Consider the following 13,214-nt stretch of genomic DNA (forward strand, 5'->3'; position numbering starts at 1 on the left):
CAGGATTCCGGAATTGTGTCTAGATCTTCAAATTCTTACGTAAATCCAATGGCCGATCCGCCGGCCAATCCGCGAGGCCGCGGTTTGCATTTCACGCAATCGTGAGGATACTCCCTGTCAAGCGCGACATGAGGTGGATTGTCGCACACTGAAAGTGCAGGGGAGGAGCTTAATGGCTCGAAGTGGAATGAAGCAGGGCATTTTGGCGGTCGTCGCCGGAATGCTCGCGGTGTCGGCTGCGCACGCTGGGGGGCTTGAGCGCAGCGGTTATAATATCGATTTGCTGTTTGACCCGTCGGATTATGCCGCCGAAGCGACGGCGACCTACGTTAATCCGCAGCGCGAACTGAAGAACGTTACGGACATCAACCCTGCGAATGGTATCGGATCCAACGGTATAGGCGGCGGCAGCACGACCGTTGAGGACACCGAAAGTTATTGGGCGCCCCGCATCGGTGTAAAGGCTGGTTTGGGTGACAGTTTTGACTGTATGGCGGACTACTCTCAGCCTTGGGGCGCCCACACTAATCCCGGTAAGGACTGGATGGGCGCGAACGACAACATCGAGACGAAGGTCGAAAGCGACAACTACGCTGCCACCTGCTCGTATAAATGGGAGATGGGCCCCGGCTTCTTCCGCGTCATCGGCGGCGGGTTCTACCAGGAGGTTAATGGTTTCAAAGACCGGCTTGTTGCGCCGGCAATCGCTGTCGCACCGCTCACTGGTGTTGGTCGACTCGAGCTCGAGGGCGACGGTTGGGGATGGCGGGCCGGTGTTGCCTACGAGATTCCGGAATACGCAATGCGCGCGAGCCTCGTTTACAACAGCGAGGTTGATCTGAACAATTTGTCCGGCTTCATCGACCTGACGCAGTTTGCATTTCCCACTCCGTTCGGCCCGATCAGAGGTACCAAGTACGACGTTTCCGGTTCCGCTTCGATGCCGGATTCTCTGGAACTCAAGGTGCAGTCCGGCATAGCACCCGGCTGGTTGGCATTCGGCTCCGTCAAGTGGACCGATTGGAGCCAATTGCAGGTCCTTGAGTTCTGCCCGGCTACGGCATCGCAATTGACGCCGTGCACGAGTCTTGACCTGCTGTACCGCGACGGATGGACCGTCACGGGTGGCATCGGTCACAAGTTCAACGATCAATGGAGCGGCGCCGTCAGCCTTACTTGGGATCGTGGCACCAGTACAGGCATCGGCACGCAGACTGACACGTGGACACTCGGCACGGGCGTGTCGTACACGCCAACGGAGAATGTCGAACTCCGGTTTGCAGGTGCCGTCGGTATTCTGACAAGCGGCGAATCCGGCCCCACGACTCACAATGGTGAGGTCTTTGGTGACGAGGTGACCTACGACTATGACAACGATTTCGTAGGTGCGATTTCTACATCACTAAAGGTCAGGTTCTGACCCCCATCCATTGGAGCGTTTAAGGCCCGGGTTCTGCCGGGCCTTCCTTTATTGGCGCGAGGTGTCTTCGGCTGACGACACCACTTTTATGAGCATTCATGAATGTGACGATTCAGCAACACATTTGCTGCTATGGTTTGCTAGTATCGCGGCCGGGTCGATTATGTCCATTTCCCGCCACAAAATGAGAGCAGCGATGATACCGACAAACGTGCGATCGAGTGCTGTACCTGTGCCGTTTAAGGTGAACTGAGTTTGTGTGCTGTCATGACATCCCTTCGCAACTGGCATCAAACGCCCTGCCGATCCACCATCGGCTGCGCGGACGGAGATGCGCGGGAAAAATATCGTGGGCACCATGGTCGTAGCCTCGTTGGGAACCGATGAGCACTCGAATGGCAAGCGACCCTGCACAGATTGATGTTTGCAGCGGTGATGAGTTCGGCGTGGCCGGCTGGAACGGAAGAAATTGATCGTGATGCTCGCGGGTGAATTCAAATCGCTTAGGGTTGCAGTGTTGGGTGTGTCGCTGGCGGTTGGCGCGACTGCCGCCGGGCCTGCGCGAGCGTTCGATCCGGGGGCGGGCGTTTCCAAGGAATCCGGCCCATTCGCCCTCTTCAAGTTTGGTTTTTCTGCCTACAAGAACGGCAGGAAGGATGAGGCGGTCGAAGCCTATCGCTATGCGGCCGAAAAGGGACATACCGGATCGCGCTGGGCGCTCGCCAATATGTACGCCTATGGCGACGGGGTCACCGAGGACGACCTCGAGGCATTCAAGATCTACAGCGAAATTGCCCAGCAGGGCGTCGAACCCGGATCCGAAGATACCGGATATTTCGTCAACGCGCTGATTTCGCTTGCCGGTTACTATCGGCGCGGCATTCCCGATAGCCCGGTGAAGATGGACCTGACGCAGGCTCGGCAGTTGTATTTCCAGGCGGCATCCACTTTTGGTGTCGCGGAGGCGCAGTTTCAACTTGCGCGGATGCTGCTCTCGGGCGAGGGCGGCAGTGTCAACGTTCAGCAGGCCAAGAAGTGGCTGAACCGTGCGCGCAAGAATGGCCATGCTGGCGCGATGGGCGTTTTCGGAAACGTGATCTTCCAGGAAGGCCAGACCGTTCGTGGCCTTGCCTACATGACGGCAGCGCTCGATCAGTGTTCGCCGAAGGACAGACCCTGGTTGCAGGCTATGCAGGAGCAGGCTTTCTCGCTGGCGACCGAAGACGACCGCCGTGTTGCGATCGTCATGTCGCAGAACATGCACCTCCAGGCCGACGACTAAGCTGGTTGTCGTCCCAAGAACTAGGCCGGTTCGAACGCGAATTCACCGGCGACCGGCACATGGTCGGACGGTTTTTCCCAAGAGCGCACGTGCTTTTCTATGGAGGTCGACACGAGCTTGTCGGCTGCTTCGGGCGAGATCATCAGGTGATCGATGCGAATGCCGAAGTTCTTCGGCCAGCACCCGGCTTGGTAATCCCAGAATGAATAAAGCGGTACCTCGTCCGAGGTGGCACGGACCGCGTCCGTGAATCCGAGATTGCGAAGCCGCCGAAATGCGGCCCGCGTTTCCGGCAGGAAAAGTGCATCGTTCTGCCAGACCTTGACGTCCCAACAGTCGTGGGCTTCCGGAATGACATTGTAGTCGCCCGCGAGAATGAGCGGCTCTTCGAGCCTCAGCCGTTGCTCAGCGAATTGGGCGAGGCGCTGCATCCAGCTTAGCTTGTAGGGGTATTTTTCGCTTTCGACGGGATTTCCGTTCGGCAGATATAGGCAGCATACGCGGATCGCGCCGTGTTTGACGGAGAAAACCCCCTCGATGAAGCGCGCCTGCTCATCCGTATCGTCTCCCGGCAGGCCGCGATTGACCTCGTCTGGCCGCAGTTTCGAGAGGAGCGCGACGCCATTGAATCCCTTTTGTCCATGCGTTTCCACGTGATAACCGAGCGCTTCGATCTCGCCTCTCGGAAAGCTCTCATCGACTGACTTGATTTCCTGCAGGCAGGCGATGTCGGGGTTCGATTCCTTAAGCCAGGCGACGAGGCTGTCGACGCGCGCCTTGACGCCGTTGATGTTCCAGGTGGCAATCTTCATGGCCAGCATCGCCTTTCATGTCGGTGAGTCCTACTGCATGCTTCGTTAAATCGAAGCCGATCTAAGGGCAAAACAAGCAGCAATTCAAAGTGCCAAAGCGACCACAATGCGTCTGGAAGGGCGCGGCGCTGTGGCGGCGATTCGTTGTAGCGGCTGCGAATTCTTTTGACAAATCCGTTCCCTCCAACATCTGTGGGTACGGAAAACCGGCGCCGGAAAGCGTCTAAATCTCGCTCTCTGCGCGCGGCGATACTGCTCACGGTTGCAGGAATTGATTCCGCCCTGTCTCGCTCTATAGTCCCGCGCATGATCCAGTTCGTCGAAAACTACTGGCCGCATTTTCTGGCGCTGCTTTCCTTCGCTTTGGGCGTGCCGGCGATTATCCATGCGGCGATGACCAAGGACGATGTGCGCGCCGCCGCGGGCTGGGTCGGCGTCGTGCTCCTGTCACCGGTGATCGGGGCGGCGATATACGCCGTTGCCGGTATCAATCGCATCCGCCGTACGTCCATCGGCCTGCAACGCTCGCTGCTGCGGCCGCGAGGAGCAGATCAATATGGCCGTTACGACGTGACGCATGACGAGGTCGCCGTCCGCTTCGGCCATCGCTTTGCCGCGATGAAGATGCTTGGTGACAGGGTTGCGCGTCACGCGATGTCGACAGGAAACCACATCACCATGTTGGAAGGTGGCGACACGGTCTATGCCGCGATGCTTGAGGAAATCGCCGGCGCACGGCGCAGCATCCTCATAGAAAGCTATATCTTCGACAGGGATCCGATCGGCCTGCGCTTTGCCGATGCGCTGATTGCTGCGGTGAAGCGCGGCGTCGGTGTCAGGGTTTTGATCGATGCGGTCGGCGCGCGCTATTCGGTGCCGAGCGTGGTCAGCTACCTGAAGGAGGGCGGAGTGCCGACCGCGGTCTTCAACGGCAACATCATCATGGGGCTGAGACTACCCTATGCCAATCTTCGCACCCACCGGAAAATCTTGGTGGTGGATGGCGTCGTCGCCTTCGCAGGCGGTATGAACATTCGGGCTGGCTTCAGTGCGGAAGTGGCAGGAAAGGCTGCTTCCTTCGACACGCATTTCCGTGTCACCGGACCTGTTGTCACCGACATTTTCCAGGTCGCCGCAGAAGATTGGCAATTTTCGAGCGGGGAGAGCCTGGAGGGCGACGCGTGGAAGATCGGGGTGCTAAAGGACATGCCGGACGCGCCTCCGGTGCTCATGCGCGCCGTGCCGTCCGGTCCGGACAGCACGAATGAGACCAACCACAAAATGCTGATGGGCGCGTTCTCGGTTGCGCGCCAGCATATCCGCCTGATGTCGCCGTATTTCCTTCCAGACAAGGAGTTGATCAGCGCCCTGGTGACCGCCGCCCGAAGGGGTGTGGAAGTGGACATTGTCGTGCCCGCGATCAACAATCTGACCCTCATCGACCGGGCAATGACCGCGCAATTCGACCAGGTTCTCAAGGGCCATTGCCGCGTCTGGCGGGCGCAGGGAGCGTTCAACCATTCCAAACTGATGGTCGTCGACGAGCGTTGGACCTATGTCGGTTCGAGCAACCTCGATCCACGCTCGCTGCGCCTCAACTTCGAATTCGATCTGGAGGTTCTTGACGACGCCTTTGCGCGCGCAGTCAGCAACAAGATCTGCGCGATATTGACGACGGCGGAGGAGGTCACGCTTGCGGGACTCCGTGAGCAGCCTTTTCCAAATCGTCTGGCGAACCGCCTTCTCTGGCTGGGGTCACCCTATCTATAGCCAAAGCTCGGCCTCGGGGACTCGAAGCGTGGGACTCAACTCTGGCGTTCGTCAGATCGAAAAGCTCGTCCCGCAGCCGCAGCTTGCGACGGCATTCGGATTCTTGATCTGGAAGGATTGGCCGAGCAGGTTGTCGACGAAATCGATTTCCGAACCGCCCATATAGACGAGGGAGAGGCTGTCGATCAGGACCTTGGCATTCCCTTTTTCGAGAACCAGATCGTCATCGTTTTCTGTGTCGACCAGATCGAACTTATAGGAAAAACCGGAACACCCGCCGCCTTCGACGGAGACACGCATCGCGCTCTTGTCCTTTTCCGTCTGGAGAATTGTGGCGATGCGCTTGGCAGCCGCGTCGGAAAGGGTGACTGTTTCCTGTGTCATATCTGCCTCCTGCCGGGGTCAAGAACCGGAGAGATTCGTACTCGCGCTCGGCATTCCGACGGGTCAAGCCGGAGAATCGGCTTGAATACCTGGCGCCAAGCCATTGATCTGTCTTCAGGACCCTCACGGCATTTCGCGCCGGCTTTCCTGTAGCGTACACTATAGGTATGAAGGCTTGAATGTCCCGTCAATGGGACGGCCGGCACAGGTGAGAAATGACTTTCGACAGACAGGCCCTCGGATTCGGTTACGGCGAGCACGCCGTCTTTGCGTCGGATCCCTGGGCCACGCGCGGCAGGCTCTATTCGGAGGCCGGCAGCCCGACCCGTTCCGATTTTCAGCGTGACCGCGATCGCATCGTCCATACGACGGCATTTCGCCGGTTGAAGCACAAGACGCAGGTCTTCATCGCTGCCGATGGTGACCACTACCGCACCCGCCTCACGCATACGATCGAAGTCGCGCAGATCGCACGCGCACTGGCACGCGCCCTGAAGCTCGATGAGGACCTTGCGGAGGGCGTTGCTCTTGTGCATGACTTCGGCCATACGCCCTTCGGGCATACTGGGGAAGACGCGCTGCACGAGGTGCTGAAGCCCTATGGCGGCTTCGACCACAATGCGCAGTCGCTACGCATCGTCACCAAGCTGGAACGGCGCTATGCGGAATTCGACGGCTTGAATCTTACCTGGGAGAGCCTTGAGGGCCTCGTCAAGCACAACGGCCCTCTGACGCCGGCTGGCGAAGGGACGCGCGGTCCGGTTCCGCAGCCGATCCTGGACTATTGCGCCCTGCACGATCTCGAGCTCGCGAGTTTTGCGAGCCTTGAGGCCCAGGTCGCTGCGATTGCCGACGATATCGCCTACAATACCCATGACATAGATGACGGCCTGCGCGCGGGATACCTGACTTTCGAGATGTTGGAGGAGGTTCCGTTTCTCGCGTGTTTGATGCGCGAGGTCCATGATCGGTATCCTAGGCTGGAAAGCAGCCGGTTTACCCACGAGATCATGCGGCGCCAGATTACGGCGATGGTGGAAGACGTCATTGGCGTCGCGCAGGCGCGTATTCGCGAAATCCGCCCACAGAGCGCGGGCGACGTGCGGCTGGCGGGCAGGGCGATTGCCACGTTCTCGGAGGAGATGAGTGAGACCGATCGGCAGATCAAGCATCTTCTGATGACCCGCATCTACCGCCATCCCGAGGTGATGAGGGTGCGGCAGGGAGCGGCCTCGATCGTCACCGATCTGTATCGAGCCTTCATGGCCGATCCGCTTCTTATGAAGGAACACTACTGGATCGACCAGATCGCCGGAATGGCGGAACCGGCCCGGGCACGCCACGTTGGAGATTATCTCGCCGGGATGACGGACACTTTTGCGATCAGTGCGCATAGGCGCTTGTTTGACCATACGCCTGATTTGCGGTAGTGACGCCCCGCCCGGAGGCTGCAGGTTCGTCGAACCCGGCCTCCTTTTGAGTTTTGCGCCATACTCCAGTTTGGCTGGAAAAAGCGGACGGATCAGATGAACCTTTTCACAGACTTCGAATCAAGAATTAAAAACATTCTAGAAGCGCTTGATATCGTGCGTGAAAAGCGAGCCGACCTTGATTTCGGGCGCATCAATGTCGAGCCGCCGCGCGATGCGAGCCATGGCGACGTTGCAACCAATGCGGCGATGGTTCTCGCAAAATCGCTGGGCATGAATCCGCGCGCGCTCGCCGATCTGATCGTAGAGAAGCTGCGGCAAGATCCGGAAATCACCGAAGTCTCCGTTGCTGGACCGGGTTTCATCAACGTTCGCCTCTCGGTCCCCTATTGGCAGAAGCTCCTGGCTTCGGTGGTGAGGGCGGGGACCGACTACGGCCGCAGCACCGTCGGTGCCGGACGCAAGGTGAACGTAGAATACGTCTCCGCCAACCCAACCGGGCCGATGCATGTCGGGCATTGCCGCGGCGCGGTTGTCGGCGATGCGCTGGCCAATCTTCTCGCCTTTGCCGGCTACGACGTGACCAAGGAATATTACATCAACGACGCGGGCTCGCAGATCGATGTTCTGGCGCGTTCGGCGTTCCTGCGCTATCGGCAGGCGCTCGGCGAGGACATCGGAGAGATCCCGCCGGGCCTCTATCCTGGTGACTATCTCGTGCCGGTGGGCGAGGCGCTGGCGGACGAATTCGGCACGAGCCTCAGGATCATGCCGGACGACAAGTGGATGCCGCTCGTCAAGGAGCGCGTGATCGACGCGATGATGGCGATGATCCGCGAGGATCTGGCTGCACTGAACGTCCATCACGATGTGTTTTTCTCCGAGCGGACGCTGCACGACAACAACGCAACGCGGATCCGCACGGCAATTAATGACCTCACGTTCAAGGGGCACGTCTACAAGGGCACGCTGCCGCCGCCGAAGGGGCAATTGCCGGAGGATTGGGAAGACCGCGAACAGACACTGTTTCGCTCGACGGAGGTCGGCGACGATATCGACCGTCCGCTGATCAAGTCCGACGGCAGTTATACCTATTTTGCCGCCGACGTTGCTTACTTCAAAGACAAGTTCGATCGCGGCTTCAACGAAATGATCTATGTGCTCGGCGCTGATCACGGCGGCTACGTCAAGCGGCTGGAAGCACTGGCGCGCGCCGTGTCGGGTGAGACAGCCAAGCTGAAGGTGCTGCTTTGCCAGCTCGTCAAGCTCTATCGCGGCGGCGAACCGGTGAAGATGTCCAAGCGGTCCGGCGACTTCGTAACGCTGCGCGACGTTGTCGATGAAGTCGGCCGCGACCCGGTTCGCTTCATGATGATCTACCGGAAGAACTCGGAGCCTCTCGACTTCGACTTCGCCAAGGTCACCGAACAGTCGAAGGATAACCCGGTCTTCTACGTGCAGTATGCGCATGCGCGTTGCTGCTCGGTGTTCCGTCAGGCGGCGGAAGCGTTTCCTGACCTTGATTTCTCGTCGCTTGATCTTGCCGCAGCAGTGACGGGTGCAATCGTTGATCCTGCAGAGATGCAGCTTGTCGCCAAGCTGGCAGAATATCCCCGTGTCATCGAGGCGGCGGCACTCTCGCAGGAGCCCCACCGAATCGCTTTTTATCTGTATGATCTTGCCGCAGTCTTCCACGGACACTGGAACAAAGGTAAAGAAAATCCTGAATTACGTTTTGTTAACGATAAGGACAGAGAATTAAGCATTGCCAGACTCGGGCTGGTGCATGCTGTCGCCTCGGTACTGAAGTCGGGCCTGTCTATTACAGGCACTTCAGCGCCGGAAGAGATGCGGTAAGTATTGTCACCATTTCCCCACAATGCACTGGCAAACGAACGCAGGCAATTGTGAGTGGAGAGTATGGCAGACAAACAATTCGCACGAAGCGGGCCGGCAGAATTCGACGTATTGGCCGACGATGATCCGTTGAGCGAACTTGCCCGCATTGTCGGTTACGATGCTCGGCCAGCCGTTCAGCAATTGCAGGAACTGCAGCGTCACCAGGAGGCGGTCCGGCGGGACCCCGCCTTCGACCTCGAAGAAGAGCTTCTTCGCGAATTTGATAGCTATGACGCTCCGCGTGCGGTTGCGGTTCATCCGGACAGCGGGCTTGTCGAACATCCGGCCGCCGGGGGCGTGGCGGAGCAGCATTACGGCGATCCGGATGGCGCTTTCGCGCCTGCCGAGGCGATTGTCGAGAACTTCGCGCCTGCGGTCGAAGACAGCGTTTCTCCGATTTCCGAGCCGATCGAAGATCGACATGACGAGCTGGCTTCGCTGGCTCCCGTTGTCGACGCCGCGGCGCCGGCCGAACTCGATGCAGCCGACGTCGCCGAGTTTCCGGCGGTCGACCTGGAGCGCGAACTCGAACTTTCGCTCGGCTACGAGGACTTGTCGCTTGCTGAGGACGCGCAAGGTTCCAACGATATCCGCTCGAGTGGCAGCATTCAGTCGCACTCGGAGCGGCGTGGGGCGTTCGACGCGCCCGCTATTGGTGCGTCGTATGTGCCTCTTGCTCTTCACGCGGCCGCCTTCGCCGGGGCGGGCAAGCTCTCGGTAAGCTCGGAACCAGTCTTTATCGACATGGCGGACGAACTTGCCAGGCGCAACGAGGAAGCGGCTGCGGCTGCGGCCACTGACGTTGCCGTCGCAGCGCCAGCTGCCGCTTCGCCTGGCCCTCAGGGCGATGTCGATCAGCTGCTTGCTGACGTTGAGCGTTTTCCAGTGCCGGTCGCGACAGGTTTGGTGGCAGCCGCCGTGGAGGCCCATCCGGCCGTTCATGCGCGCCCCGCTTCGCCCGTCAAGAAGAGCAGCTATCCTTTCAAGCCGACCTTCAGCCGTGCGACGCCGGTTGCGTCTGCGACCGGTGCGTCGCAGCAGCGCGCCTTTGCCGCGCCCATAGTCGAGCCGATCGTCGCGAAAATGCCCGCAGCGCCCGCCGCTTCGCCGGTGGCGACGCCGGCGCCCGTCCTGGCACCCGAGCCTGTTCAGGAGTTGGAACCTGTTCAGGAGTTGGAGGCGGTCGAGTCGGAACCCAGCTTCGACATCGAGAATTTCGAACTGGAACTGTCTGAAATCGCCCTCGACATCGACCCGCCGAAAGATGATGTGCAAGGCGATGTCCAAACGGCGGCCGAGCAGCCGGTTGTCGCTCATCCTGCATTGGTCGAGCCTGCGGTGCAGCCGTTCCTGCAGGCGCTGTCGGTGCCTGTTGAGGCCGAAATCCGCCGCGACGAGCCGCAGGCGGCGACGCCGGTGATCGCAGATGAGGAAGCTCCGGTCGAAAGCGTATTGCCTTTCGATCCCGCAATGATTGCCGAGCCGGAAAGCGGGGTGGCGCCGATCGCGGACGTCGAAGTGCCGCAACTGCCGGCCCTGGACGCCGAAGAGAAGCCCGTCGTCTATCCGACTGACTACGACCTGGATATCGACGCGGAGATGGCGCAGCTTTTTGGCGCGCCAGCGCCACGGAGCGGTACGCGTGTCGACGATCACGGCGCTGATGCCGCCGCGCTGCCGGCGGCGAAGGCAAATTCTCAGGCAGTGGCGGTCGACGATTTCGATGAATTCGAAAAGGCGATGGAAGAAGACTTCCAGCGGTCGATGGCCGAGCGTCAAGACACGGCGCAGGATACAGAGCGTCTGGCGGCGCCGAGACTGGACCGCACCACGGAATACGGGGAGCAGGGCTACGGTCGCCGCTCGCAGCGTACGATGCTTCTGGCCGCCAGCGTAGCGGGCGTCATCATCCTTGGCGGAGCTGGCGTCTATGCGTGGATGGGTGGGAGCAGTGCCGTCCTGTCTGGAGATGGTCCGAAGATTATCCTGGCGGACAAGGACCCGGTAAAGGTCGTCCCGGAAGTGAAGGGCGGCAAGACCGTACCCAACCAGGACAAGGCCGTCTACGATCGCGTCGCCGGAGCGCAGGGGGATGCACCTCGCCAGGAGGCCTTGGTCTCCTCGACCGAGGAGCCGATGGATGTCGTCCAAAGAACGCTGACGCCGGAGACTCTGCCGCTGGAAGGCAGCGAGGGTGAGGAGGCGTTGACGGCCGCCTTGCCGGCGGAAGACGAGGAAGTGGCGCGCCTGCTGCCTGACGAAGAAACAAGCGATGCCGCGTCGGCCGAGGAGGAAAAAGCTCCTGCGGTTGCGCCGCGCAAGGTCCGCACGATGATCGTCAAGCCCGACGGCACGCTGGTCGCTCGCGAAGAGCCGGTGGCTCCGCCGGCGAATGACGCGACGGCAATCGGCAACAATCAAGCCATTCCCGCGACCGCCTCCGGTCAGGCTGCGGCCTCCGGTTCGAAGGGGGCGGCAACCGTCGCCGATGCGGGCTCTGAACTGCGCGCCGGTGAACAACCGGCCGCCGGAGCCGAAAAGGTCGCCCTTGCCGCGCCAAGCGATGCTTCCGTCGAGGAGCTCGCTCCGGTTCGCAGTGTGAAGACGACAGCGGTTGGCGGTCAGCTGGCACCTGTGCCGCAGACGCGTCCGACAGGCCAGGACGATGCCAGAGCTTCAGCGAACGCAGAGAAAACGCCGGCGGAAAAGGAAGCCGTGACGGAAACGGCGAATGCCGCACCGGCCGCGCCGCTTGCGACCGCGTCCGTGCCCGCAGGCAGCTACGTGATCCAGATCGCATCGCTGCCCTCGGAAGCAGAAGCGCAGAAGAGCTACAACAATCTGTCCGCGAAGTTTGCGGGCGTGATCGGTGGCCGCGGCGTTGATATTCGCAAGGCTGAGATCAGCGGCAAGGGCACCTATTACCGGGTGCGTATTCCGGCCGGCACGCGGGAGGAGGCCAATGCCCTCTGCTCTCGTTACAAGAGCGCCGGCGGAAGTTGCCTCGTGACGAAGTAAGTCCGGGAATGAAACAGAACGGGGCGCGGCAGAAATGTCGCGCTCGTTTCTTTTGCGGACGACACTTTGTCTGTGAATGACCGAGGAACTGCGGCTTTGTGACTTCGCGCCGAACGGTGCGCGCACTATGATTCTGGGATGAGCGAATCAAAAGCATTTATTTCCGGCTGCAAAGGCCTTTCCCTGACCGAAGAAGAGCGGAGGTTCTTCGACGGCGAGCGCCCATGGGGCTTCATCCTCTTCGGCCGCAACATCGGCGAGGAAAATCAGATCTCCGATCTTGTCGCTCAGTTACGCGACAGCATCGGCAATCCGAATGCCCCGGTGCTGATCGATCAGGAGGGCGGTCGCGTCCAGCGCATCCGCCCGCCGCTGGTTCAGCAATACCCGAGCGGTGCCGCCATCGGTGAGATATATCGCCGGGACCCGGAGCAGGGCTTGCGCGCCGCGTGGCTTATGGGACGCCTTCATGCCTTTGACCTGATGCGGTTCGGGATCACGGTCGATTGCCTGCCGGTTCTCGATGTACCCGTGCCTGGCAGCCATGATGTCATCGGCAACAGAGCCTATGGCCACGATCCGGAGACGGTGACCGCGATCGGCCGCGCAATGAGCGAGGGGTTGAAGGCTGGCGGCATGCTGCCGGTGATGAAGCACATGCCGGGCCATGGCCGCACGTTCGTGGATTCGCACCACAATCTGCCCGTTGTGGAAGCCGGTTTCGAGGAGTTGCAGCGAAGCGATTTCCTCCCGTTCATTGCCATGAAGGACGAAGTCATGGCCATGTCGGCGCATATGGTCTTTACAGCGATCGATCCCGACAATCCGGCCACGACCTCGCCAAAGGTCGTGCGCGAAATCATTCGCGGCCATATCGGTTTCGACGGGCTCTTGATGTCGGACGATGTTTCGATGAATGCGCTTGCCGGGGATATGGCCGCTCGCGCTCGCGGGATTATTGGCGCGGGCCTTGATCTCGTCTTGCATTGTCATGGCATAATGGAAGAAATGAGGGCCGTTGCGGATGTGGTTCCGGTTCTGTCGGGCGATCGGCTGCGTCGGGCGAGAGCTGCGGAGGCGGCGTTCCGGAAACCGGACAATGCGGACCAGGAAGCATTGAGGACAGAGTTCAACGCGATGTTCGCCCTGGCTTAGGCGAGAAAGCGGCGGAAAGGCGAGTTGGTGAGCAATACGGGTGA

General features: G+C 60.3%; 9 protein-coding genes. 7 read left to right on the plus strand and 2 right to left on the minus strand.

Translation table 11 applies throughout. The features are described from left to right. Positions 1 to 172 precede the first annotated feature (172 nt). Together QN219_RS19605 and exoR are read left to right on the plus strand one after the other, a co-directional pair. A complete protein-coding gene (locus QN219_RS19605) occupies positions 173 to 1,420 on the plus strand; it encodes an OmpP1/FadL family transporter (RefSeq protein ID WP_284001496.1) in 1,248 nt (415 codons plus the stop codon). A gap of 478 nt (positions 1,421 to 1,898) precedes the next feature. Continuing rightward, positions 1,899 to 2,702 carry a two-component system ChvIG regulator ExoR gene (gene exoR, locus QN219_RS19610; RefSeq protein ID WP_173513323.1) on the plus strand — a complete coding sequence of 268 codons (804 nt, stop codon included), beginning with the start codon at positions 1,899 to 1,901 and terminating at the stop codon, positions 2,700 to 2,702. Between the two features lie 20 nt (positions 2,703 to 2,722). Here the strand turns inward: exoR and xth are convergent, their stop codons facing one another. After that, positions 2,723 to 3,514 carry an exodeoxyribonuclease III gene (gene xth, locus QN219_RS19615; protein ID WP_284001498.1) on the minus strand — a complete coding sequence of 264 codons (792 nt, stop codon included), beginning with the start codon at positions 3,512 to 3,514 and terminating at the stop codon, positions 2,723 to 2,725. Between the two features lie 306 nt (positions 3,515 to 3,820). On the opposite strand from xth, the gene QN219_RS19620 reads away from it, so the two are divergent. Then, positions 3,821 to 5,284 (plus strand): phosphatidylserine/phosphatidylglycerophosphate/cardiolipin synthase family protein, encoded by a 1,464-nt coding sequence (locus tag QN219_RS19620; RefSeq protein WP_284001500.1) that lies wholly within the window; start codon positions 3,821 to 3,823, stop codon positions 5,282 to 5,284. A gap of 51 nt (positions 5,285 to 5,335) precedes the next feature. Here the strand turns inward: QN219_RS19620 and erpA are convergent, their stop codons facing one another. Further along, a complete protein-coding gene (erpA, locus tag QN219_RS19625) occupies positions 5,336 to 5,668 on the minus strand; it encodes an iron-sulfur cluster insertion protein ErpA (protein WP_284001502.1) in 333 nt (110 codons plus the stop codon). A gap of 215 nt (positions 5,669 to 5,883) precedes the next feature. Here erpA and QN219_RS19630 point away from each other — a divergent pair, with 215 nt between their 5' ends. From QN219_RS19630 to nagZ, 4 genes are all read left to right on the plus strand, one after another. Further along, entirely contained in the window at positions 5,884 to 7,098 is a 1,215-nt protein-coding gene (locus QN219_RS19630; RefSeq protein ID WP_284001503.1) for a deoxyguanosinetriphosphate triphosphohydrolase, read from the plus strand. Positions 7,099 to 7,194: 96 nt separating this feature from the next. Further along, complete coding sequence (gene argS / locus QN219_RS19635) at positions 7,195 to 8,955, plus strand: arginine--tRNA ligase (protein ID WP_284001504.1); 1,761 nt, start codon at positions 7,195 to 7,197, stop codon at positions 8,953 to 8,955. Positions 8,956 to 9,018: 63 nt separating this feature from the next. Further along, entirely contained in the window at positions 9,019 to 12,015 is a 2,997-nt protein-coding gene (locus tag QN219_RS19640; protein WP_284001505.1) for an SPOR domain-containing protein, read from the plus strand. A gap of 138 nt (positions 12,016 to 12,153) precedes the next feature. Then, the gene (gene nagZ, locus QN219_RS19645; protein WP_284001506.1) at positions 12,154 to 13,170 is read left to right on the plus strand and encodes a beta-N-acetylhexosaminidase; all 1,017 of its coding nucleotides are present in this window, start codon (positions 12,154 to 12,156) and stop codon (positions 13,168 to 13,170) included. Positions 13,171 to 13,214: the final 44 nt, after the last annotated feature.

Source organism: Sinorhizobium sp. 8-89 (genome assembly GCF_030124325.1).
Taxonomy (GTDB): domain Bacteria; phylum Pseudomonadota; class Alphaproteobacteria; order Rhizobiales; family Rhizobiaceae; genus Sinorhizobium.

Coding starts and splice junctions, on each gene's coding strand:
- erpA (WP_284001502.1), bottom strand. CDS start 5,668: ATGACACAGGAAACAGTCACCCTTTCCGACGCGGCTGCCAAGCGCATC.
- QN219_RS19605 (WP_284001496.1), top strand. CDS start 173: ATGGCTCGAAGTGGAATGAAGCAGGGCATTTTGGCGGTCGTCGCCGGA.
- QN219_RS19620 (WP_284001500.1), top strand. CDS start 3,821: ATGATCCAGTTCGTCGAAAACTACTGGCCGCATTTTCTGGCGCTGCTT.
- QN219_RS19630 (WP_284001503.1), top strand. CDS start 5,884: ATGACTTTCGACAGACAGGCCCTCGGATTCGGTTACGGCGAGCACGCC.
- argS (WP_284001504.1), top strand. CDS start 7,195: ATGAACCTTTTCACAGACTTCGAATCAAGAATTAAAAACATTCTAGAA.
- xth (WP_284001498.1), bottom strand. CDS start 3,514: ATGAAGATTGCCACCTGGAACATCAACGGCGTCAAGGCGCGCGTCGAC.
- exoR (WP_173513323.1), top strand. CDS start 1,899: ATGCTCGCGGGTGAATTCAAATCGCTTAGGGTTGCAGTGTTGGGTGTG.
- QN219_RS19640 (WP_284001505.1), top strand. CDS start 9,019: ATGGCAGACAAACAATTCGCACGAAGCGGGCCGGCAGAATTCGACGTA.
- nagZ (WP_284001506.1), top strand. CDS start 12,154: ATGAGCGAATCAAAAGCATTTATTTCCGGCTGCAAAGGCCTTTCCCTG.